General features: G+C 33.1%; 24 protein-coding genes. 21 read left to right on the forward strand and 3 right to left on the reverse strand.

What is annotated here, in order from left to right; all coding sequences use genetic code 11:
• Positions 1-187: 187 nt before the first annotated feature.
• The 4 genes from JNUCC23_RS10975 (at position 188) to JNUCC23_RS10990 (ending at position 2,446) form a co-directional block, all read left to right on the forward strand.
• Positions 188-862, forward strand: coding sequence for a hypothetical protein (locus JNUCC23_RS10975; protein ID WP_454215806.1), 675 nt, complete (start codon positions 188-190; stop codon positions 860-862).
• Between the two features lie 151 nt (positions 863-1,013).
• The gene (locus tag JNUCC23_RS10980) at positions 1,014-1,772 is read left to right on the forward strand and encodes a hypothetical protein (protein WP_454215808.1); all 759 of its coding nucleotides are present in this window, start codon (positions 1,014-1,016) and stop codon (positions 1,770-1,772) included.
• A gap of 237 nt (positions 1,773-2,009) precedes the next feature.
• Complete coding sequence (locus JNUCC23_RS10985; RefSeq protein WP_454215810.1) at positions 2,010-2,249, forward strand: hypothetical protein; 240 nt, start codon at positions 2,010-2,012, stop codon at positions 2,247-2,249.
• Positions 2,159-2,446 carry a Type 1 glutamine amidotransferase-like domain-containing protein gene (locus tag JNUCC23_RS10990; RefSeq protein ID WP_454216035.1) on the forward strand — a complete coding sequence of 96 codons (288 nt, stop codon included), beginning with the start codon at positions 2,159-2,161 and terminating at the stop codon, positions 2,444-2,446. Before JNUCC23_RS10985 ends, JNUCC23_RS10990 begins: the two co-directional genes overlap by 91 nt.
• A 218-nt stretch (positions 2,447-2,664) precedes the next feature.
• On the opposite strand, the gene JNUCC23_RS10995 is transcribed toward JNUCC23_RS10990, so the two are convergent.
• Complete coding sequence (locus JNUCC23_RS10995; RefSeq protein WP_454215812.1) at positions 2,665-2,970, reverse strand: hypothetical protein; 306 nt, start codon at positions 2,968-2,970, stop codon at positions 2,665-2,667.
• 584 nt (positions 2,971-3,554) lie between these two features.
• Here JNUCC23_RS10995 and JNUCC23_RS11000 point away from each other — a divergent pair.
• From JNUCC23_RS11000 to JNUCC23_RS11040, 9 genes are all read left to right on the forward strand, one after another.
• A complete protein-coding gene (locus JNUCC23_RS11000) occupies positions 3,555-3,932 on the forward strand; it encodes a DUF2750 domain-containing protein (RefSeq protein WP_454215813.1) in 378 nt (125 codons plus the stop codon).
• Positions 3,933-4,019: 87 nt separating this feature from the next.
• Entirely contained in the window at positions 4,020-4,487 is a 468-nt protein-coding gene (locus tag JNUCC23_RS11005; protein WP_454215815.1) for a DUF2691 family protein, read from the forward strand.
• 170 nt (positions 4,488-4,657) lie between these two features.
• Positions 4,658-5,251 carry a hypothetical protein gene (locus tag JNUCC23_RS11010; protein ID WP_028391047.1) on the forward strand — a complete coding sequence of 198 codons (594 nt, stop codon included), beginning with the start codon at positions 4,658-4,660 and terminating at the stop codon, positions 5,249-5,251.
• Positions 5,252-5,362: 111 nt separating this feature from the next.
• Entirely contained in the window at positions 5,363-5,815 is a 453-nt protein-coding gene (locus JNUCC23_RS11015; RefSeq protein ID WP_454215817.1) for a hypothetical protein, read from the forward strand.
• Positions 5,816-6,012: 197 nt separating this feature from the next.
• On the forward strand, positions 6,013-6,687 hold the full coding sequence (locus JNUCC23_RS11020; RefSeq protein ID WP_454215819.1) for a hypothetical protein: 675 nt from the start codon (positions 6,013-6,015) through the stop codon (positions 6,685-6,687).
• Positions 6,688-7,442: 755 nt separating this feature from the next.
• On the forward strand, positions 7,443-7,574 hold the full coding sequence (locus JNUCC23_RS11025) for an AAA family ATPase (protein ID WP_403071571.1): 132 nt from the start codon (positions 7,443-7,445) through the stop codon (positions 7,572-7,574).
• A gap of 159 nt (positions 7,575-7,733) precedes the next feature.
• Positions 7,734-7,943 carry a hypothetical protein gene (locus JNUCC23_RS11030; protein WP_454215821.1) on the forward strand — a complete coding sequence of 70 codons (210 nt, stop codon included), beginning with the start codon at positions 7,734-7,736 and terminating at the stop codon, positions 7,941-7,943.
• A 240-nt stretch (positions 7,944-8,183) separates the two neighbouring features.
• Positions 8,184-8,318: a hypothetical protein gene (locus tag JNUCC23_RS11035; RefSeq protein ID WP_403071565.1), complete on the forward strand. Its 135-nt coding sequence runs from the start codon at positions 8,184-8,186 to the stop codon at positions 8,316-8,318.
• A 950-nt stretch (positions 8,319-9,268) separates the two neighbouring features.
• On the forward strand, positions 9,269-9,694 hold the full coding sequence (locus JNUCC23_RS11040; protein WP_403071563.1) for a hypothetical protein: 426 nt from the start codon (positions 9,269-9,271) through the stop codon (positions 9,692-9,694).
• 253 nt (positions 9,695-9,947) lie between these two features.
• On the opposite strand, the gene JNUCC23_RS11045 is transcribed toward JNUCC23_RS11040, so the two are convergent.
• Positions 9,948-10,604 (reverse strand): FMN-dependent NADH-azoreductase, encoded by a 657-nt coding sequence (locus JNUCC23_RS11045; protein ID WP_454215824.1) that lies wholly within the window; start codon positions 10,602-10,604, stop codon positions 9,948-9,950.
• A gap of 194 nt (positions 10,605-10,798) precedes the next feature.
• Here JNUCC23_RS11045 and JNUCC23_RS11050 point away from each other — a divergent pair, with 194 nt between their 5' ends.
• The 5 genes from JNUCC23_RS11050 to JNUCC23_RS11070 all read left to right on the forward strand — a co-directional run bounded on the left by JNUCC23_RS11050 (position 10,799) and on the right by JNUCC23_RS11070 (position 17,466).
• On the forward strand, positions 10,799-11,290 hold the full coding sequence (locus tag JNUCC23_RS11050; RefSeq protein WP_403071557.1) for an RrF2 family transcriptional regulator: 492 nt from the start codon (positions 10,799-10,801) through the stop codon (positions 11,288-11,290).
• A 372-nt stretch (positions 11,291-11,662) separates the two neighbouring features.
• A complete protein-coding gene (locus JNUCC23_RS11055) occupies positions 11,663-12,169 on the forward strand; it encodes a GrpB family protein (protein WP_454215826.1) in 507 nt (168 codons plus the stop codon).
• A gap of 826 nt (positions 12,170-12,995) precedes the next feature.
• Complete coding sequence (locus JNUCC23_RS11060) at positions 12,996-15,572, forward strand: DEAD/DEAH box helicase (protein ID WP_062179708.1); 2,577 nt, start codon at positions 12,996-12,998, stop codon at positions 15,570-15,572.
• A gap of 355 nt (positions 15,573-15,927) precedes the next feature.
• Complete coding sequence (locus tag JNUCC23_RS11065) at positions 15,928-16,191, forward strand: hypothetical protein (protein WP_454215828.1); 264 nt, start codon at positions 15,928-15,930, stop codon at positions 16,189-16,191.
• A 138-nt stretch (positions 16,192-16,329) separates the two neighbouring features.
• Positions 16,330-17,466: a 5-methyltetrahydropteroyltriglutamate--homocysteine S-methyltransferase gene (locus JNUCC23_RS11070; RefSeq protein WP_454215830.1), complete on the forward strand. Its 1,137-nt coding sequence runs from the start codon at positions 16,330-16,332 to the stop codon at positions 17,464-17,466.
• A 209-nt stretch (positions 17,467-17,675) separates the two neighbouring features.
• On the opposite strand, the gene JNUCC23_RS11075 is transcribed toward JNUCC23_RS11070, so the two are convergent.
• Complete coding sequence (locus tag JNUCC23_RS11075) at positions 17,676-18,098, reverse strand: VOC family protein (RefSeq protein ID WP_062179698.1); 423 nt, start codon at positions 18,096-18,098, stop codon at positions 17,676-17,678.
• A 285-nt stretch (positions 18,099-18,383) separates the two neighbouring features.
• Here JNUCC23_RS11075 and JNUCC23_RS11080 point away from each other — a divergent pair, with 285 nt between their 5' ends.
• The 3 genes from JNUCC23_RS11080 (at position 18,384) to JNUCC23_RS11090 (ending at position 21,574) form a co-directional block, all read left to right on the forward strand.
• Positions 18,384-19,421, forward strand: a complete 1,038-nt coding sequence (locus JNUCC23_RS11080; RefSeq protein ID WP_454215832.1) for a PTS transporter subunit IIC — start codon at positions 18,384-18,386, stop codon at positions 19,419-19,421.
• 470 nt (positions 19,422-19,891) lie between these two features.
• Positions 19,892-21,244, forward strand: coding sequence for a methyl-accepting chemotaxis protein (locus JNUCC23_RS11085; RefSeq protein WP_454215834.1), 1,353 nt, complete (start codon positions 19,892-19,894; stop codon positions 21,242-21,244).
• 45 nt (positions 21,245-21,289) lie between these two features.
• Positions 21,290-21,574, forward strand: a complete 285-nt coding sequence (locus tag JNUCC23_RS11090; protein ID WP_403071539.1) for a hypothetical protein — start codon at positions 21,290-21,292, stop codon at positions 21,572-21,574.
• Positions 21,575-21,625 lie beyond the last annotated feature (51 nt).

Raw genomic sequence — 21,625 nt, forward strand, 5'->3', positions numbered from 1 at the left:
CTTTAGTGAAAGAGGAAATAAGTAATATTATGATTGAAATCCTATTTTAGCTATTCCATTATAGGGTACGATTCTTCAATAACGAAGATAACTTATTTAATTCAAGTAACGGAGTAATTTAGTTGAAGAAGTAATCGTGTTAAATTTATATTAATAGTACATAGGCAAAAAGCGAAAGGATTCTTTTATGCTAAATATCCACTTTAAGGACTGGGGAAAAAATCGTCCAAAAAAACACTATAATCGATTACACGAAATGAGAATTTTTGAGTTGATATTTTCAACTAAAATTACTCAGTTAGGTGTTGAATTAGCCGAGTTTGAAATGATAAGTGTATACTGCTTGGCAAATCCAAATAAGAAAGTTTCCTTTGAAGAGGATAATGTTTTTGGGGATATACATATATTTGTTCCTTATGACTATATGTCTTTCTTGGAATTAGATTCAACACAAGCGAAATTTCAAGAGTTTTCTGAGTTAGTTAGATGTTACATTGTACCTGCAATTAAGACATATTCGAAATTACCTTCTTCAATTATTGAGTCTTATGTTGAAGAAGCACTTAGTGAAATTGAGAAACAGAATTTTGAAGCAGTTTTTATTGTTGATAAAACACCGAGAAAAAGTCCAAGTCGCAAAAAAACAGCTATCTTAAAGGGAATTCATCGTTCAGAAGGCTTTCAGTTGAGGTGTGAGGTTTATAATGAAAAAGGTTTAAGGATTATTGACGAAATATTGGTAGAAGAGGTTGGAAACGAAGTTGTGTATGCAAGGTTTTTGGGTACTCTCAAATGGGTGAATGAAAACCTAATCATAGTAAAATCAAAGTCAAGCAGTTGGAAGGCTGAAATATTTTTTTGAGTTATTCAACTGTGGTGCTTGAGAGAAAAAAGAGTCGTAGCTGCGGCTCTCTTTCTTGTTTCACTAACGAAGCAGTATAGTTCAAGAAGGAAATTTGCATCTAATCATTGAAATATTAAAGAAAGTTATTTTTAAATTTAGGAGTGTTATTATGGGTGCCTGGGGAGTAGCTATATTATCTGATGATATAGCCGAAGATGTAAGTTTTAGATATAAGGATTTATTAGGCGATAACCATTCAAATGAAGAAGCAAGTAGAATTGTAATTGAAGAATATATGAATGAGTTAGATGATGAAGAAATTACTGCTTTTTGGTTATCATTCGCATTAATACAATGGAAATTAGGGAGACTTCAAGAGGAAGTTAAAATTAAGGCACTTCAAATTATAGATAGTGGTGCTGACCTTGAACGCTGGGAAGAAGACCTTAAATTAAAAAAGAAGCGTGAAACAGTTCTTTTTAAACTAAAAGACCAATTAAAATCTCCACAACCTCAGGCTAAAAAAGTACCAAAGAGATTTGTATCAGATACTACTTTAAAAAAAGGGAATGCCATTAGTTATCAGTTACTATCAGGTGACTATATTATCCTTAAGGTGATTGACATTATCGAAGAATGGACAGGGGATAAATATCCTCTTTTTGAAGTATGTGATTGGAAAGGTAAAGAAATTCCTTCAAAAGAAGAAATTAATTATTTGGAGCTAAAAAAAGAAACTTATACAAACGGAAATCAAAAGTTGAATAAAATTGCAATTTTTTCTTCAGGAAAAAAGGATGACCCGACAAAACGGATTAAATTAATTGCAGAAGATGTAAGGATAATATTGGATATGGAAACGCCATATACTTTAACAGCTTGGAAAGAATTTGATGAACATATAAAAATCTACTACAACTTTGAATAGTGAATCGACTTGAAAAGTCCACTTCGTTTATTTGCCATAAATGTTCAGATTGTGAAATATTACACTTAAACTAATGGGTGCTTTACTTGAAGATCAGGGCTGCCAACACTGGAGGCTCTTTTTGATTATTGAACTAACGAAGCAGGATAGTTGAAGAAAGAGAATGGGAAAAGTGTAGAATACTTCTTCTTCAAAGAATAAGTTTCAGTTAATAAGGCAGCAAAGGAGCCAGAACAATTGGAAAGAAATATCCTCGCATTATCTGGTGGTGGTTTTTCTAAAAAAGAAAAAGCCTACATCAATGAATATTTACTGAAAATCCCGAGAACACAGGAACCATTAAAAATTGATTTATTACTACAGCAAGTAATGATGCACAAGGCTATATTGATAATTTCTATGGGGCTTTTAAAACAGAACATCCAAGCCATATTACAATTAGGGATTTTGAATCACCAAACATACAAGAAATTGTAAATGCTTTAGATATTCTGTATGTAGGTGGTGGGAATACTCATTATATGCTTAAAATTTGGCAGAAAACAGGCTTCGACAATGTAGTGAGAAACGTATACCAAAACGGTGTCATCTTAGCAGGAATAAGCGCAGGAGCGATGTGTTGGTTCGAAACTTGTTATAGAGAAAAAAATGAAGAAAGAATACGAAGAATTTAAAGGTTTGGGTATATTAAAAGGCAGTCTTTGTCTGCATTATAATGACATAGAACGGCGTATTGCGTTTGATAACTGGGCAATTACTCAAAAAAACATCACTTTATATACTTAAGGGGACAATGAAACGCGCTATTGATTTTTTGTCAGCAGAAAATACACATTTTGAGAACTTTTTGAGCATAAGCTCTGGGTTCTTATGCCCAAAGCTTTTTCTATATTTACTCTTGAATTTTGTTAATGATATTCTGCCCATATTTATTTGTGTAATAATAATAGGTGTACGATTTTCCTGAGATTAAATTCTTTTTATACCAATCATTAGATGATCTAAAAACCATATACTTACCGGAAGATGTTTTCACTTCAAAAGAATTGCCATCAGCCCACCCAATCAAAATCCCTTTTTCATAATGAGACTGTTCAACATTGGACCATGCAGCCTCAACAGGATTTGCAGCTCCCACACCTGAAACCAGCATTCCAGCGATCCCAAAAGCAACAGCAAACTTTTTCAATTTCTTCATTCTAAATCACCCCCAAAACATTATCATCATTGCTAATATTAATATTTATATTATCATCACAAGAACAAATACAGATGTATGTTCTCATTATGTAAACATTATATGCAAAAAAAAGGGAAAAAGAAGGGGGCCATTTTCTTAAAATATCAATAATTTGTGAAGTGTTGTACTTAAAGTAAAGGGGGTAAGAGTTGAACACAGGAGTTATTACGATAGCTCCTTTTTCTTATTGTGCTAACGAAGCAATTTAGTTGAAGAAGGGATTTGTCTAAAGGACTAAATTCATTTTCCGCCTTAGTAAAGGCAAATAATGTTAGTATAGAATCAACATATATAGAGGTGTATTAGTGATGAGGTTTGTTGATGACTTAGTAGGTTCTATATATGATATTTTTAAATTTATTATAAGGTCTATTAGTTATTTACTTGCAGGAATGACAATTGTTGCAGTTCCACTTTATATGATAGTTTGGGTATTTGGTATGTTTCAATAACTTTATTCAACTAATGAAGCAGTTTAGTTTAAGAGGTGTAGTGATAAAATAATAGATAATGCTACTTTATTAATTAGGTAAGGATTGTTGATGTTGAATAAAAAAGAGTTTGAAGCAGTAATCAAACAACCACCAAATGTTAGATATGAGTATTTCATTAAAAAGGTTGTAGATTTTGAAGAGGTTTGGGGTTTGTATAATGATGGTTGGGCAACAGCACAGGATGAGGAAGGTAATACACTGATTCCATTCTTTCCTAAAGAGGAATTTGCAAATAACTGTGCCAAAAATGAATGGTCAGGATACACAGCTGAAGCGATTGATTTGGATGTTTTTATGGATAAATGGCTTACTGGAATGAATAGCGATGGAATAAAACCATCTATTTTTCCAACGGATGATAATACCGTACTCGTTAATATAGATGTCATTATCAATGATTTAGAAACTGAACTTGAAAATTATTAAACGGGGGCATTACTGGAACATAGTAATGCCTTTTCTTCTTCAAGTAAAGCAGCAGGTTAATTCAATATAATAAAGGCAGGAGAAAAAATGAAACGAGGAATTAGTTTTGAAATTCCCAATGAATACGGAAGGTTTCTTTGGGAGGTATTAACACCCTTTGAAATTACTAAATTCAATTGGCTAAGTGGGGGCGAGGAATCATATTTAGTCGTGGATGACGAGTTAGGAAAACCACTATTCACAGATGAGGTAAACTGGATAGATGGCTTATCCCTTAAAGAACTTTTAGAAGATAATAGATATTATATCATTTTTGTGGACTTAAAAGCCTACTCAAAGGGGAAAAATTCATCAGTAATTGAGACGTATAGGGATTTTTTAAATAGCGATTGTGAACTTGTATTATTAGTTGTTGATTCTGTTTATGTCACAATTTATTATAAGGACAGTGAAAAACTTGAAAGATTATATGATAATGCAAAGATAAAAGGGTTTGAAAATCTCCAATACATTACAGATAAAAATGACACAAGAACAAAGCTATCAGTTTGGTAACAGATGTTTTATTACTTTACCTTCTTGTTCCACTAACGGAGTGCTTTACTTTAATAAGGAGTAGAGCCCTTTTCTTATTCAACTAACGGGCAGGTTAGTTGAACAAGGAATGTTACAATTAGGAAAAGGTAGGTATTCATTTTTAAACAATTTTAAGTGAGGGGTACAAAATGTTTATAGAAAAGCACGAACCAGTACAAGGCGAGGATTTTACTTGGTTTGATGATAATGGAAACGTTGTTGATACTGAGGAACCACAAGTAAAGTCACAGTTATCAACTATAAATAGGTATATTGTTGAAATCAGTCAACAGAATAGAATTGTAATTCCTCAATTTATTAATTGGTTGTTTAGGGAAGGGTATAGGATTTATTGTATAAATGACTGTATAGATATAGTCGCCGAGATGACGACTATTCAAAAGATTTTATTTGAAAGAGAACAAGTAAAGGGTAATTGGGAGCAGTTAGAAAACAACAAGCATATTTACAAAAAGGAATTTTCTCATATAGGAGAAGTAGAATTTTTGTGGGATTCAATTCTGTTCATTTCAAAAAGAGCATTAGGCAGTGAAAGTTTGTTGAGTTTACTTGAAGATTTTAAAATGAATGATTCAAGGTTTCCAAATCTTAGTTTTCCAAGAATATTAGCAATACACAACGATTTAATAATAGCTAAAGTAACTTGGGGGGAGTCTTATTTTAAGCCTCAAACAAATGAGGAACCTGTGGTCTTGGTTTGTTATACTGCTCAAAAAATTTAGTTTCTTCCTTCACTAACGGGCAGTTTAGTTGAAGAAGAAGAAAAACGAATAATGCGTATTTGACTCTTTAGTGAACTAACAGGTCATACTAAGATAAAAAGGTGTGGCTTTATGAAACAAACATTTTTTCTTTTAACATTAATTTCTGTAATCATTCTTACAGGTTTTGTTAAGAAAGACCAAGACAAATGCCTTCATTGTAAAGAATGCTATGATACTGCTTGGGATGACGGGTATAGGATGGGTTATGGTACAGGAACTGTAAATGAAAGGTATCGAATCGCAAGAAGCCTGATTCAATTAGGAAAAACGGATGAAGAACTTGTTCACATGATACCAACAAGCTATGTAGAATTAAAGGACGTAAGAGAGCAGCTCAAACTCTATCATGGTTATTTTGAGTTTGAGGTATCAAGATATGAGAAAGCAAGAGCACTTTTAAAAGAAGGTAAATCAAACGAAGAGATTGTAGAAAAAACAAACTTAAGTTTCTATGAATTAGAATTGGTGAAACAACAACTTAAGCAAAATAATGGAAAATTCAAATGGGAAGTGGGTAACTAAGGGACTTAAGCGAAAGCGACAAGTCTTTGTGAACTTAACTAAAATATTGTGAAGAAATGTACTTAAGCTAACGGGTGCAAGAGTTCAACAGTCGCTTCTTGTACTAATGGCGCAGGTTAGCACAAGATGGAAATAATAAATGGAATATAGAATTTAATAATGTTTTGAATTTATATTTACTTAGGCGAGGATTTAATATGATAAAAAAACCTTATGGGAAGCATTGGAAAGATATTAAAGGGTACAGGGTAGTAGAAGGAAACGATGTATATAATCACTATTTTGGTGGTCAAGATTGTGATTTACCTGATTGTCCATTATGCGGGGAGAAAATGCATCAAATATTTTGTTATGATTTAAAGGATGAAAGACTTTCCGAAATAAAAGCTGAAGGACTAAACGTTCTACCGTTAGTTTCGTGCTTGAACTGTTCGATGGTGTGGGAACCTCAATATTTTCAGTTAAGTAATGGAGGTAAATCCATTCAAGTAATAAGTCAAGAAAATACAGAAGATTGGGTTCAAGATGAGGAAGATAGATTACCTATACCACTTCCAAGGACAAATGTAAAACTTATTGAAATGAAGGTCGAAGATATTCCAACTAATGAAGATAATTATGATACGGCTTTTGATTTATTTGGTTCGGAATATTTATGTAGATTTTTGGGTGCCCCTTTGTATGATGAAGTCCCTGATAATTTAGACTGTCCAATTTGTAACCAAGAGATGAAGTACATTGCCACAATAACTCAAGACCTTGGTGAACGGGAACTTATTTCTGTTGTCGATTTCCAATTAGGTGAAATGAATATTTTCTATCATTTTTGCAAGTATTGTTTAGTTATAAAAACTCAAATACAAGGAACATAATAAAAAATCTTGCACAACTATGGAGATTTTACAAGTAAGGCTGTCTAAACAGCCTTTTTCTTATTCGATGTAAGTTTGTGAAATATTGTACTTAAACAAACGGGTGCTTTACTTCAATAAGGAGTAAAGCATTTTTCATATTCAAGTAACAGGGCAGAATAATACAATGTCACCTTTTATATATTTAAAACATTCATATAGGAGATATTTGTATTTAGCGTTATTCCTTTATCTTAAGATCAGAAATGTAGTCTGAAAACATTCTCTTTACTCCTTTCACTTATATGACAAGTTTAATGGGCTGCAATGGATTGTAGATCGGTATATAAATCAGACATTATATGCTTATTAAAAATTGGAAGTATTAGGATGCGACCCAAAGCCAAGATGAAAGGGGAGCTCCAGTTACCCAAATTGTATATTGGACGATTGTTGAAGAAAAAGGAGAAAGAATAAGTGTTATCATTTAACATACAAAGGTGATAATTATGACCGATTGATGAAGCTACTTCTTAATTAGAAAGAGGTATTTCTAAAATGTTCTAAACAACTCAATATTGATTCTCTTTATATGTTTCTTTTTCAGCTTATAGCCCTAACAAAGGTACTTGTTGGATCATAATTTTTAAAGAGGGACAAGATGCATTGGTAAAGTAATATTCCACAAAGTAAGAAATTTATATAGTAGTAGATATTAAGATTATTTGAGATTTATATGCTTTAAGAAGTACTCTACAAAATAACAGGGGGATAGCATGTACATATCTGAGTTAAAAATAACGAATTTCCGATCATTTAAAAAGGAAATAGCCATTCAGTTTCATGAAGGTGCAAATGTTATTATTGGCCATAATAATGCAGGAAAACAACTCTTATCAAAGCCCTAAAGTTGCTTTTTAACACTGAAAAAGGCAAGCGTCTTTCAGTTGATGGTTTTAATAAAAATACAACTTTTGAAGAATTAAGAAACACACCACCTAAAATCATCATTTCGGCTCCATTATGGTTAACAAAAATCGAGGGCCCATCTGAAGCTAAAACAACATTTGAATTTTTTACCAGCTAAAGAGTTGGAAGTATGGGAAAGCAAGGAACATATGAAGGTCTTTCGAAATAATGGTAATCATTTAAAAGCAATGAAAATATCACGAAATATTGCAGATAAATTAGAATTAATTAATTGGGAAGCAGAAGCTATTCCTACTTGGAATGAGTGTAAAGACAGATTACAGAAGAAATTTGGCAGAATTGAGTGAGGTTCAATTTTCTTAAACGAATGGGTGCCATACTTTAAGATACTATCACCTGTTCCTAATTACGACGAACGAAGCACATTGTGAAAAATTGTACTTAAAGTTAAGAAAAACGACGAAATTACGAGAAAAGGATACATAATGTTCGCTTACATTGTCGTTGTTTTCGTTTTCATCAGTTTTGTAAAAAGGTATCCAATATTGGATAATAAGGACATAACATATTGGAAGGGGATATCTTAAATGAAAAAATTTATAAAGTTAGTAGTTGAAGCAGCAGAATTACACGGGAAATCTCAACCAGAATACGCTTATTTTATGAAGAATATAAAAGGACAAAATAAGGATGGTTATAATGAATTTATCTTGTCAATTTAATCAAAGTGATCCAGCAACCGATTCTCAAGTGTGAAAAGAGAATCGGTTCTTTTTATTTCTTTTAAAGGCAACAATTAAGATCATTAAAGATTAGGTATTATTACCTTACAAAACAATTTTGGTGATTTTAACCCCTTAATATATAAGGTTTGAACGATATCCCATTAGTCTTTATCAAGCCCTATCAACCTTTATAGGTACCATAATACTTCCAGTTAATACGTTTTCATACTAATCTCTTATAATCATTACTACAATACAAACAAAAATACTTTCTAAAATTCATTATTATGTAAATTCTTCTTGAAATAAAATAAGAGGAGTTTTTTAATCTAGCTTATTAAGCTAATGCGTGACATCGGTTCAAGAAGAAGACCCTTTTTGGTGGTCTTCTCAATGTATAGAAATAACTAATATTATACAATTGGGGGAATTTTCTATATCCAACTAAAGAAGCAGTTTAGTTAAACATAAAGGATTCTTGAAGCTAAATTTAGAATAGGTAAGATGCTGCTAATTTACATTTTTAATTAGATGAATAGGGGGGAAATAATGAAAGCTATAACTGGACTATACATACTTTTTGTTTTGATACACCTTATCAACCTTGCCAATATCACATTATTTAACAATGAGTGGAATGGGATAACATTGTGGCTTAGTACGGGGGTATTTATAGCTGGTACTTCTTTTTATCTTTTGAATAGAAAAGGAAAGCCAAAAAGTAGTTAGAAAAACATAAAGTAACTGCAAAACGAGCGGGACGCCAATATTAAAAAAGAGGAGTCATTGCGGAATCACATTTGCTTATTAATCTAACGGGTATAAGAGTTAAAGAATGAGGGGTGCTAAGGCAGCTCTTTTCTTGTTCAACTATAGGGGCAGGTTAGTTGAAGGGGAATTTGGTATAATAAGGGACAATAAACTAAGTTGATTAAAGGAGAGACGGTATGATTACTGTCCAAAATGCTGAAGGTTTCCTCAAGGAGAAGATTGGTGAACATACAACTAATATAGCAAATGTTTGGAATGAATTTATATCGTTTGGAAGACAACCAGTTGAAGGGGAAGAGGAAATAGCTTTACTCTTCCAATGTGGAGTATACGATTTTACAGGAGAAGAATTATTTTATTTTGATTTCGTTAGACAATTTACTGTCTATGAAGATGACGAATATTCTGGGATGGAACAACTCCATTGTGAATTTGTCTTTACCCCAACTAATGAACTTAGAAGCTTGGAAGCGTCGGAATGGTATTTTGATACTAATGGGGATGTGGATGATTTTTATCATTTGGTCGAAAATCTTGAAGAGTTTAAAATAGCATTAAAATTAGAACCTTTACGATTAAATATTTATCAAGAACAGATATAAGTTATTTAACTACCTGTGTTTTGCTTCAATAAGTGTTGCTTTGGAATAATGTTTGATCAAATTGATACCTAATAACCTTGATAAATGAACAAAAAGAAAAAGCGTGTTTTGAAAAAGATCGATCAAAACACGCTTTTAATATATTCAATTGAATCATTCATTTATAAAAAAGTTTGATCATTTTCTAACTGTGTTGCCCAACAACCTCGCCTATTATTGCAGATCAATATCTGCAACAATAATTTTCCTTCCTTTAAATTAGTATTTTTTCTTTAGCTGCTAATCTTGAAGCAGCTTCTTCAGCTTCTTTATATGCTTTTTCTAATACTTCATTCGGCTCCAGCAAAGCAGTTCCTTGCGCCCGAATGACTTGGTAATCTTCAATACCAATGAAATTGAACATTGACTTCAGATATTTTTGAGAGTAATCAACTTCTGTATACCAGTCATCATGTGTATAGATTGATCCACTTGCTTGTATGATAAGCATTCTTCGTCCGTCTTTAAGCAATCCCACTGAACCATTTTCAGTATATTTAAAAGTTTCACGTGCGATTAAGATATTATCCATATAATCTTTTAATTTTGATGGAATATTAAAATTATGCAAAGGTAAAATGATGACATAGGTATCTGCACTTTTAAATTGTTTTAAAATCTTCGACATACGCTCCGTTATTTTTTGTTCTTGGCTAGTTAGTTCTTGCCCTTTTCCTCGTTTTTCCCATGCACTTAAAACCGTTTTATCTATCATAGGTACTGCATCACTGTACAGGTTAATCTGTTCAATTTCTTCGCTATTAGGAATTAATTCTTTATAAGCATTCAAAAAGTGGTTAAAAACTTGCAAGCTAACTGAAGAATTATCATCTATTTTTGGATGTGCGTTAATTATAAGTGTTTTGTTCATTTGTATTTCTCCTTTAAAATGAATTCAAGGCAACAATTAAGGACTAACTTAATCGACGATTAACACAATCCATAATATATGTTATAATTATTTTTGTCAAATGAATAAAATTTCCCAAAAGGGATTTCTTTTATTTGACTCGAACCCTAAATATTTTTAAGGTATAATCTTTAAGCAAAAGTAGGTGAGTTTATATGCAATATAGTGTCGGCGTTGAATATGCTTTACATTGTCTGGTTTATTTAATAGATGTTCCTACCAAAGAAAGTGTTGGGATAAAGGATTTAGCAGAATTTCAAGGACTTTCTGAAACATTTCTTTCAAAAGTTTTCGGTAAATTATCTAAGGCTGGCATTGTAAGTTCTGTCCCTGGTGTAAAGGGAGGATATAGGTTATCTAAGTCCCCAGAAGATATTTCCTTTTGGGATGTAGTTGAAGCAGTTGAAGGTCCTAAACCTATTTTTCAATGTAAAAATATTAAAGATAATGGTTATTTGTATAGAGAAAACTGCTGTTCAGCTCCCTCCTCTTGTACCATCAATTTAGTTATGCTCTCTGCGGAAGAAAAAATGCGTGATTATTTACGTAGCCAAACACTCTCATGGTTAAATGAAGAGCTTGATCGTGCCTTGCCCAAACAAATACGTGAAGATACTCGAAAATATTTTTCAAAAAGTAGCATATAAAACAAACCTCTCATGAAATTCCTTAATTAAGAGGAATTTAGAGAGGTTTGTTTCTTAGTTCTCAAAAAACGTATATTTCAAATATCTTTTGATGGCTATAACCAATCTCAACTAACTTGTCTGTTAACTCAAGTATCATTTCTTACAACCCTTAAAAAATTAGCATAAGAACTAATAAGGTGTTTACTCCACAATAGGACGATTGCTTAATAAGAAAAATCCTATATAAAACGGTTAAACTTTTTTCGAAACGGTCGAACTTTATTTTAAATCCACAATAAGGGAAGCAAGGCATTTTTCTTATTGTGCTAACGGGGCAGTTTAGTGAAAGAAGAAGGTACAGAGTATTCTAATTGCGTTAGGAGGAAGAGAATGGATAAGGAAATTACCATTGAGAATTATAATCCAAATTGGTCCAAAGAATTTGAAGTAGAGAAAGGTAAATTAAAAAAAGTTATGGCTGACAAAGTAATATCAATTGAACATATAGGAAGTACGTCGATTGATGGGTTAGGAGCTAAACCTATTTTAGATATTGCAGTTGGGGTAAATCATTTAGAGATGGTAGACGATTTTATTGAGCCACTAAAACAAATAGGATATGAATTTGTTTATCATAAAGAATTTCTTGAAAGACGGTTCTTTAGAAAAGGAAAATGGAGAGCTGGAACCCATCATTTACATTTTTATACGTTTCAAAGTGAACACTGGAATAATCAAATCTTTTTTAGAAATTATTTAAGAAGTAACCCAGATACACTAAAAGAATATCACCAATTAAAAGTTGATTTAGCAGAAAAATATCGTTTTGATAGAGCGTCTTACACTGAGGCAAAATCTCGTTTTATCCAGAATGTATTAAAACAAGAAATAGAATAAGCATACATTTTTATTGTACTATTGGGGTGCGTTAGTTCAGTAAAGAAAGTCCGCTACAGCATCTTTTCTCTTATAAACTTAAAGAAGGGAGAAAAGTATGTTGGGAATATTGAGAATAGTCTTATCGGTAATTGTTTTGGCATTATCTGGTCATCGTCTAATTACTAAAAACCTTGAGTTTATAGCATATATGATGTTGTTCTTAGGTGCTAATGTGTTAGTAACAGGATAAATCGAACTTCAAAAAAAACAAAAAGGAGTTTGGAGTTATATGTACATTATTGCTTCTTTATTTCCTCCGATTGAAGAAGAACCTAGAAAAATTGCTTAAAACTTAACTTTTTAGTGTCCAAAATATTGACGTAGATCCACAATACTACACTTAACAGTTGTATATTTTTTGATATAAACTTTTCACCTTACTAAAAAATATAACCATAATATCGTTTAGATCAAAGTATTAGTCTACAAAGGGGCACTTAGTTATTAAAACAAATCGTTTATTAATAATATCGAAATCGAATTTGCCCCTATTTTCGAATTCTAAAGACTATTACATTACCTTCTTCTTTATTAATTCATCTCCAGAAGAATTTCAGAACTTTATTAACACTTACCATCATAAAAACCAGCCTTTAAGGTCAACAATACCAATTATCTTTAATATCGAGCATTATAGGAAAAATATGATTTATAATAAGATAAAGTTCATTCACTGCTAAATATCCACAATACTTGGATAAAAGGTCTATTGTGGAGATTATTAATATAAAACAATGTAAAATAGAAGACAACAACATACTGTAAACTATAAAAGGGGTTCAACATGGGAAAATTAGAAGAGATATACCCGATTGCAGTCGAGCATACGAAACAAAAAGTTGTTCAAGATATTGAACGCTATTTAGAAGTGCAAGAAATGCTTCCTGCTTATGAGACATACATAACTGACAGACTGAACTATATCGAACAAATCTGGATAAACGTCTGGTTGAATAAAGCTTCAAATGATGTGCCAAGAAAAGAAAAGAAGGCATTTTTGAAAGATAAGGGCTATGAGACCGAAGGAGTAGCCCATAAGTTGATCAACAATATATTTCGTAACGAGTTGCGAAATATTCTACCATTCGATGTAATTCCTTGGATCAAACAAACTTTCTCTCAAAATCAGCAAGACTGGGAGCTAAGATATAGAAAAGCAAGGGAAACCTACTTTAAAAGACAGGAAGAACAAAAACAAGCTGAAGAGCGGTGGAAAGTAAGAGTCGAGCTTCAAGAAACAGTTCGTCAATTTTTTGAAGAGAATACACTGATTTTATATTTGCATGTTCGTCATCATATTGCTGGAGTTTTAGCAGATGATCTTCAAAATAAACCGAAGTACCATTATACCGAGCCTTATCTACTTGAAGAACGATTGGTTGAACATGGATCATTTGACAAAGCAGCGTATGTAATGGCAACCGATTTTTTTGAAGAACTGACAGGTGATATTCATTCCCTATTTATTTGGGGGAGAAGTGAATTTGAATATGAAACGTATTACTATCGCTACGAAAAAGTGGTTTTGGAATTCATTTCAGACATTGCACCTAAACAAGCAATGGAACATTTACCAGACAAGCTAATTAAGGATTTCTCAAAAACTTATGGAGAAAAATTGACCGCTGGAACTCTTAAAGGGTTGCTGCGTGATGAATGGGCTGATTTGTCGGAAGCTTGTTTTGATGAACTTCAAGAAGAATATTTGGCTGATCTGCTAAAACTTGCAGAAATTCCTTTTGACAAAGTATTGCATCAAGAAATTTTTGAAAAGGATGAGACGGCAAGGGAGCGAAAAATAGCCGAAGAAATTGCGGAACAAGCACGAAGAAAAGAAGAAGAGGAACGGATTATTGATGATATTTTTGGTAAAGCTTATACTCCATCCTTAGGTCAAAGTAAAAAATATGTATTACATATTGGTGAGACAAATACAGGAAAGACTCACCAGGCACTGCAAAAAATGAAAAAAGCTAAAAGTGGTCTGTATCTTGCTCCGCTCAGACTTCTTGCACTTGAAGTTTATGAAAAGCTAAATGCAGACGGTGTTCGTTGTTCATTAAAGACTGGTGAGGAAGAAAAGCTTGTGGAAGAAGCAAACCACATTTCCTCAACGGTCGAAATGTTTCATGAGAAGGATTATTATGATGTGGTCGTCATTGATGAAGCGCAAATGATTGCTGATAAAGACCGTGGTTTCTCTTGGTATAGAGCCATCACGAAGGCGAATGCAAAAGAGGTTCACGTTATCGGGAGTCAGAATATCAAAATGATGCTTATCGATCTTCTAGAGGAAGCAGATATTGAATTACACGAATACAGCCGAGAAATCCCTTTGGAAGTAGAAACTAGAGAGTTCAGCCTGAAAAATACGGAAAAAGGGGATGCCCTTGTTTGCTTTTCTAGGAGGCAAGTACTTGAAACAGCGTCCAGGCTGCAACGGAGTGGACATAAAGTCAGTATGATATATGGAAGTATGCCGCCAGAAACTAGGAAAAAACAAATGGATCTGTTTAATCGTGGTGAAACATCCGTTGTTGTTGCAACAGATGCCATTGGTATGGGGCTAAACTTGCCGATCCGCCGCATTGTTTTCCTAGAGACTGAAAAATTTGACGGGACACGCAGAAGAAGGTTGACTTCCCAGGAAGTCAAGCAAATCGCAGGTAGAGCGGGAAGAAAAGGAATTTATAATACAGGAAAAGTGGCATTTACATCTGACATAAAAATAATGAAAAGGCTACTTGAACAAGTAGATGATCCAATTCAGACTTTTGCGATAGCACCTACCACTGCCGTATTTGAACGCTTTTTGAAATATTACCGGCATATGGGAACATTTTTTGAAATGTGGCAGAAGTTTGACCCGCCAAAAGGAACGCAAAAAGCGTCTCTTTCAGAGGAACGAGAGCTTTATGAACTGATTTGCGATACCGAAATCGAAGTACGTTTTTCCTTAATGGATTTATACGGATTTCTCCACCTACCGTTTTCAACAAAAGAATCAGGTCTCGTTCGTCAATGGTTAGACACAGTAAAAGCCATTGCAGAAGAAAGAGAACTTCCTGAACCAATCATTAAAACGAGAAATCTGGAGGAACATGAACTTTCTTATAAAGCCATTGGCCTTCATCTTTTATTTTTGTACCGTTTGGATAGAGGAACTGAAGCCGTTTATTGGGAACGTGTTCGTGAAGAAATCAGCGATGGTGTTCAAGATCACTTAAAAGATGAAGTGATCAATTATCAGAAAAAATGCAAGCGATGCGGGAAAAAGCTGCCGGATGATTCACGCTTTCCTATTTGTGAAGCTTGTTACCGTAGTGGGCATAGAAGAACATTTCGATCCAATAATCGTTGAAATTAAATAAAGAAAATCATAAAAGGGAAACTTTCCAATTATATAGTTGGTGAAAGGAGAGAGTAGGAAGTATCATCCCTGCTCTCTTTTCGAATTGACAATAGCTAAAGAAAGATCTTCGTCTACTAAATATAATCCGAATGTTATGTTTGGTAAGAGAAGAAAAGTAAATTTATTTGAATTGATTTTAATCAGTTGAATAGTCTTGGTAATACTCTCATGTATTTTTGTTCGTCTATTTAAAGAAAAAATGTGTTAGGTCACTTCAGTTGATCCAGAAATAGTTCTATGAAATTTTTCAATTTTGCCATAATTCTATTCTTTTGTTATCTTATATTCATAGGAGATGATTCATTTGAAACTTACATCGTTAAATGCAACGAATATTGATGAGTTATGCATCGCATTTGAAGGCTACTTCTTAGATCATGATATTTCATTTACATATACTGAAATGATAGAAGAGAACGGAATTATATCGTTTATTTTTTGTAATGATCTTGAGAAAGCCCGATCTGTAGAATTTGACGGGCAGCATTGCATCGATTTGGATACAGACTATATTGCTAAAGAAGTATTGGATCCTGTGCTACCAAGGCTAAAAGCTTATGCAAGGTAAGTTGTGTTCTAACTGAGGATGTAAGCTTTAAAAAAGTAGATACAAAATAAAAATGTAAATAAGCAAAATGATGTTGAAAATATTTTGCTTATATAAAGGAATAAGAAAATTCTTCATTGGGAAACGAGGAGAGGTAGTATGAATCAGATAAACGTAAATACAATAAAAACAAAAATTCCCCTTTTTCGAGCAGATCAGGTAGGTAGCTATCTTCGTCCACAAGTTTTAAAGGATGCAAAAGAAAAATATCAGCAAGGTCAAATTTCTAAAACAGATTTGCGCTCAATTGAGGATATCGAAATTGGAAAGCTTGTTGAAAAGCAGAAAGAAGTTGGCCTTACTACTGTGACGGATGGTGAATTTAGACGGAAATGGTGGCACTTGGATTTTATAGAGGCGTTAGAAGGTATTAGAGTTTATGAAATTGAGGCATCTGGGTTATTTCATGGAGCGATGAAGAAAGCGACGTTATATACTGTTGATTCTAAATTAAAATTCCCTAAAAATCATCCGTTTTTGGAGGACTTTAAATTTTTAAAAAATATTGCCGGAGATCATGTTGCCAAATTTACGATACCAGGACCTAATATGATTTTTTACTCAGGTGTGATCAACAGTCAAGTTTATTTAGATAAACCTTCTTATTCATCACTAGATGAGGTTGCCCAAGATATTGTCAAGGTATATAAAGAAGCGATTCAAGCGTTCTATGATGCTGGATGTCGTTATTTACAACTAGATGATACGAGTTGGGGCGCTTTATTCAGTGATGATTTCAGAGAAAAGATTAAAGAAAAGGGTTTTGAACCCGATGAATTGGTGAAAAAATTTGCGGATATTACCATTGAAGCGGTTGCGAATAAACCAGAAGATATGACCATTACTCTTCATATCTGTCGAGGGAATTTTAAATCATCTTGGTTATATCAAGGTGGATATGAGCCAATTGCAGATGAATTGTTTTCACGTGTAAATGTGGATGCCTTCTTTTTAGAGTTTGATAATGATCGTTCAGGTGATTTTAAGCCATTACGATTTATTAAAGATCAGCATGTAGTTTTGGGGTTAATCACATCAAAAACTGGTGAACTCGAAGATAAAGAGGAGATCAAACAGCGTGTTGCAGAAGCAGCGAAATATGTGAAGATCGATCAACTTTGTTTAAGTCCACAATGCGGATTTTCCTCTACGGAAGAAGGAAATGTAATTACCGAGCAAGATCAATGGAACAAGTTAGGACTAGTTGTCGAAATAGCTAATGAAATTTGGAAATAATATTGATTTCTTATTATGAAAAATCATCTAATCTTCAGTAACATGCTCATAGCTTACTGGAGAGAGGAGAAGGGAAGAAGCAGCCACCTAAGATTTCCCCTCGTAGGAAAGCACCTATATCCGAAATTTCATAAAAAAAGGAAATGGACCTATTCTTTTAGAAGAAGGGTTCCATTTCCTTTTTTTATATCTTAGTTATTTTAATAAAATTACATTTCATTCATACCATTGTTAAATTGCCAACCAATTCCAAATTTATCTGTTAATTGGCCGTAGCATTTGCTCCAGAATGTTTCTTGAAGTTCCATCCCAACAGTGCCGCCTTCTTTTAGTTTATCAAACTGAGATTTAATTTCATCCAAGTTCTCGCTTACAATAGCAAGACTAATGTTGTTACCTTCAATAAAAGGCATACCAGGAAAAACATCAGAAAACATAACATTACTGCCACTAATTTTAAGGCGTGCATGCATGACTAAATTTTTTGCTTCTTCTGGAAGAGGATATTCTGGATTAGGTGGCGCCTCTCCGAAAGTCATAATTTGTGGCTTTTCTGTTTCAAAAACCTGTGCGTAGAATTCTACTGCTTCACGACAGTTTCCATTAAAATTAAAATAAACATCAACAGACATTTGCTTCACTCCTAAGTGTTTACTTGTTAATCATTGATAAAGGATTCCATTTTATCCCGCATTAACGGGCAGTACCCCCACTGATTGAAGTTTCACTTTATATTGTATCATTTACCAGTGCAATCACAAAAATATCCACTCCGAAAAATAGCGGAAACTTTTCATTTAGCAAGCAAGGTCATGCTTTTATACACATTCGCGTTAAAGTGTTAAAAAATTTGTTGATTACTATCAGAAAATTACTTATAATTAACACGATTAATAGATTAGATTGGAGAGTACAACATGAAAGAGTTTTTCAGTAAATTGTTAAATGGTATGAGTATTGGGATTGTGGTTTCATTAATTCCAAATGCTCTGTTGGGGGAAATTCTTAAGTTATTGATTCCTCATTTTCCTGCATTACAGCATCTATTCGATATCACAGTATTTGTGATGAGTTTGTTACCTGTGATGATTGGTGTAATGGTAGGGGTTTCGTTTAAATTAACACCCATTCAAACAGCAAGTGTTGGGATAGCTGCAATGGTTGGAAGTGATGTCATTCAAAAAACGGCTGACGGGATCTTTGCCCTGAATGGTATAGGAATTGTGATTAACACTGGAATTACTGCTGCATTGACAGTAATTTTCGTTCAATTTATAGGAGACCGATTAAAAGCTTATTCTATTCTTTTAATGCCAACTCTTGGTATTTTAGTTCCAGGAATGATTGGTTATTTGATTCTACCGTTTGTGAAAAATTCTACAGGTTTACTTGGTGTTGCTGTTTCAAATGTGACGACTTTACAACCCGTTTTAATGGGCGCAATCATTGCTATTATTTTCTGTCTTATTATTCTGTCACCCATTTCCACGGTTGGAGTCGCAACTGTGATTATGCTTTCAGGTATAGGTTCTGGTGCAGCTAATCTAGGAATTGTTGCAGCAGGTGTCGGTTTTGCCTTTGCAAGCTATAAAGCAAATTCTCTTGGGACGGCACTCGCGCATGTGTTAGGATCGCCAAAAATTCAAATGAGAAATTTTTTTATGAAACCCAAAATCGCATTTCCAATGTTAATTACAGCAGCGATTCTTGGAGCATTAGCTGGTATGTTAAATATTCAAGGAACACCTTATAGTGCTGGCTTCGGTTTATCTGGTTTAGTTGGACCGTTAAATTATATCAATTTAGCTGAGGGCGGTTGGACATCTAAAAATGTTACGATTATGCTTAGCACATTCTTTATTCTGCCGATTGTGTTGAATCTCGGTCTGATTTATTTATTCGCTAGAAAATTAAAAATGATTAAAGCGGAAGATTATAAACTATATTTTGAGTAATTACTCAAAATAAACACCTTGAACAGATATTAGCTGTTTAAGGTGTTTTTAATTGGGAGAATGTAAAGTGAACGGAATAAATATGAACGAATTATTTCAACCCCTTTCAATCATTCTATTATCCGCTCGATACTATCAGTAAGCACCTGTTCTAAAAATAGTAATCATTCTTATAAATCAATAATTTAAAAAAATTACTAGAAGAAAGGTGTCGAAATATGTATAATAAACATTTAATAATGCAATTGTGAATCTAGATTCAATATAAAGATAAGTAGATGATCCAAGTACTAAAATGGAGGATGTAATAAAAGCGTTTGATCCTTTCGTTATGGGAAGGCTGTACATACATTTACACTATTTTGCTATTAATGCTTGATAATTTCAATAAGATATACCGAAAAAGGTGGGATTATAAACATTTTTTTAAAATTATTTATGGTAGCGATTACATCGTTTTGGAGGAAATTATGTTTAAATTTAGCAAAAGTAAAGAACTTACTCAGGGGAACTGTTCCGAAAATCAATTGATTGTTGAATTAGAAAGAATTTACGAAATGAATGCAAATTATGAATTATCTGGTGATGCATATTTACAAGGGGATAATGAAGTAGAAATCATGATTAATAAAATACTTGAATTAAAGAATTCTCAAGTTAGAGAACAGTTTTTGCTCAATAGTGAATTGATAGAATTTGTTACTCAAATGGACTATGTGAAAGATATGGTAGACCATATATCTATTCAAAAAGAATCCGTGGAAGAAGTAGCGGCTAGTAGTGAAGAGATGAGCCATGCGATTGAAGAAGTAGCAAACCATGTTCAAACATCATTAATCACAACTAAAGAAGCGGTTTCAATATCAACAAATTCTCTTGAAACGATTCATGAATCATTTACATATATTAATCAATCATTCGAACAAATTAATGAAGTTCAGGATAAAATGCAACAAGTAGTAGAAGACACAAAAGAGATTGATACAGTAGTTAATATAATTAACGAAGTAGCAGAACGAACGAATCTATTATCTTTAAACGCAAGTATAGAAGCGGCTAGGTCAGGAGACGCAGGTAGGGGTTTTGCAGTAGTTGCAAATGAAATCAAAAAATTAGCGGAGAGTACGAAAAGTTCTGCAAACTATATAAAAGATATGGTAAAGAAGTTAAGAACTGAAATTGGTGTTTCAGAACAAGCGATATCTGAAGCCGTAAATGTGTTTTCAAAAGGAAAAGAACATATCAATCAAGCAGTAGAATCAATGGATAAAATGGAAGTGTCTTTAGAGGGAATTAATTCAGTCTTTGAAAATATTACAGCCAATGTAGAAGAACAATCTGCGACTACGCAAGAAGTCACAGCTAGATTAATTGAAATTAATCATCAGACTCAAATGCTAAGTGACATATGTATGAGAACAGGACAGGGTATTTATACGATAAGTACGATGGCAGAAAATCTGAGAAATACTGCACTTCCTTATTTTAAGGATTTTAAAGGAAATCAACAATTCAAACCAGTTGCTGCAGAACATCTCTTATGGAAATGGAAAGCTTATAATGCAGTATGTGGTTTTGTAAAACTTGGTGAAAATAGTATAGGGGATCATACTTCGTGTACACTTGGAAAACATTTGGAGAATGTAAAGCGATCTAATCCGACCGATGATATGGTCGTAAAAATCTATGAACCACATAAAAAAGTACACTCTCTTTCAAAAGAAGTCATTCGTTCAGTAAATAGTGGGAATAGAACTAATATTGCAAGTTATTTAAGAGAGCTGGATGAGGCTACAGTAGAATTAATGAAAGGTCTAAAATAATATAGATTCAAGTGGTATAATATGTACAGCAGAAGGAGGACGAATATGCAAAATAATGAAAAAGAATATGAAATATTAGTTGAAAAAGCCATTGAGTTTACCCCAATTTGGTTAAAACAAGATATTGAAAGTATCATGCAAAAGACGGGTGAGACAGATAGAATAAGTTATGTCATTAGCGAGCTTTATAAAAAATATACGTTTAATGCTACGCATATTTTAGCGGCTATGGGTCAAAATCCAGAATGGACAATTGTTTCCCGTGAAAGATTGAATTTTATTGATAACAATATAGATTTGATACAGGTAATGTTAAAGAGAAGTTGGTAAATAACGAGTGATGAACTAAAGAGGGTGTCCAAAAAAGGGTATTTCATACTC

This window comes from Peribacillus sp. JNUCC 23, assembly GCF_053653995.1.

Excerpts from the sequence above, each read along its gene's own strand:
- JNUCC23_RS10975 (WP_454215806.1), top strand. The coding sequence starts at position 188 with ATGCTAAATATCCACTTTAAGGACTGGGGAAAAAATCGTCCAAAAAAA.
- JNUCC23_RS10980 (WP_454215808.1), top strand. The coding sequence starts at position 1,014 with ATGGGTGCCTGGGGAGTAGCTATATTATCTGATGATATAGCCGAAGAT.
- JNUCC23_RS10995 (WP_454215812.1), bottom strand. The coding sequence starts at position 2,970 with ATGAAGAAATTGAAAAAGTTTGCTGTTGCTTTTGGGATCGCTGGAATG.
- JNUCC23_RS11000 (WP_454215813.1), top strand. The coding sequence starts at position 3,555 with ATGTTGAATAAAAAAGAGTTTGAAGCAGTAATCAAACAACCACCAAAT.
- JNUCC23_RS11005 (WP_454215815.1), top strand. The coding sequence starts at position 4,020 with ATGAAACGAGGAATTAGTTTTGAAATTCCCAATGAATACGGAAGGTTT.
- JNUCC23_RS11010 (WP_028391047.1), top strand. The coding sequence starts at position 4,658 with ATGTTTATAGAAAAGCACGAACCAGTACAAGGCGAGGATTTTACTTGG.
- JNUCC23_RS11015 (WP_454215817.1), top strand. The coding sequence starts at position 5,363 with ATGAAACAAACATTTTTTCTTTTAACATTAATTTCTGTAATCATTCTT.
- JNUCC23_RS11020 (WP_454215819.1), top strand. The coding sequence starts at position 6,013 with ATGATAAAAAAACCTTATGGGAAGCATTGGAAAGATATTAAAGGGTAC.
- JNUCC23_RS11025 (WP_403071571.1), top strand. The coding sequence starts at position 7,443 with ATGTACATATCTGAGTTAAAAATAACGAATTTCCGATCATTTAAAAAG.
- JNUCC23_RS11035 (WP_403071565.1), top strand. The coding sequence starts at position 8,184 with ATGAAAAAATTTATAAAGTTAGTAGTTGAAGCAGCAGAATTACACGGG.
- JNUCC23_RS11040 (WP_403071563.1), top strand. The coding sequence starts at position 9,269 with ATGATTACTGTCCAAAATGCTGAAGGTTTCCTCAAGGAGAAGATTGGT.
- JNUCC23_RS11045 (WP_454215824.1), bottom strand. The coding sequence starts at position 10,604 with ATGAACAAAACACTTATAATTAACGCACATCCAAAAATAGATGATAAT.
- JNUCC23_RS11050 (WP_403071557.1), top strand. The coding sequence starts at position 10,799 with ATGCAATATAGTGTCGGCGTTGAATATGCTTTACATTGTCTGGTTTAT.
- JNUCC23_RS11055 (WP_454215826.1), top strand. The coding sequence starts at position 11,663 with ATGGATAAGGAAATTACCATTGAGAATTATAATCCAAATTGGTCCAAA.
- JNUCC23_RS11060 (WP_062179708.1), top strand. The coding sequence starts at position 12,996 with ATGGGAAAATTAGAAGAGATATACCCGATTGCAGTCGAGCATACGAAA.
- JNUCC23_RS11070 (WP_454215830.1), top strand. The coding sequence starts at position 16,330 with ATGAATCAGATAAACGTAAATACAATAAAAACAAAAATTCCCCTTTTT.
- JNUCC23_RS11075 (WP_062179698.1), bottom strand. The coding sequence starts at position 18,098 with ATGTCTGTTGATGTTTATTTTAATTTTAATGGAAACTGTCGTGAAGCA.
- JNUCC23_RS11080 (WP_454215832.1), top strand. The coding sequence starts at position 18,384 with ATGAAAGAGTTTTTCAGTAAATTGTTAAATGGTATGAGTATTGGGATT.
- JNUCC23_RS11085 (WP_454215834.1), top strand. The coding sequence starts at position 19,892 with ATGTTTAAATTTAGCAAAAGTAAAGAACTTACTCAGGGGAACTGTTCC.
- JNUCC23_RS11090 (WP_403071539.1), top strand. The coding sequence starts at position 21,290 with ATGCAAAATAATGAAAAAGAATATGAAATATTAGTTGAAAAAGCCATT.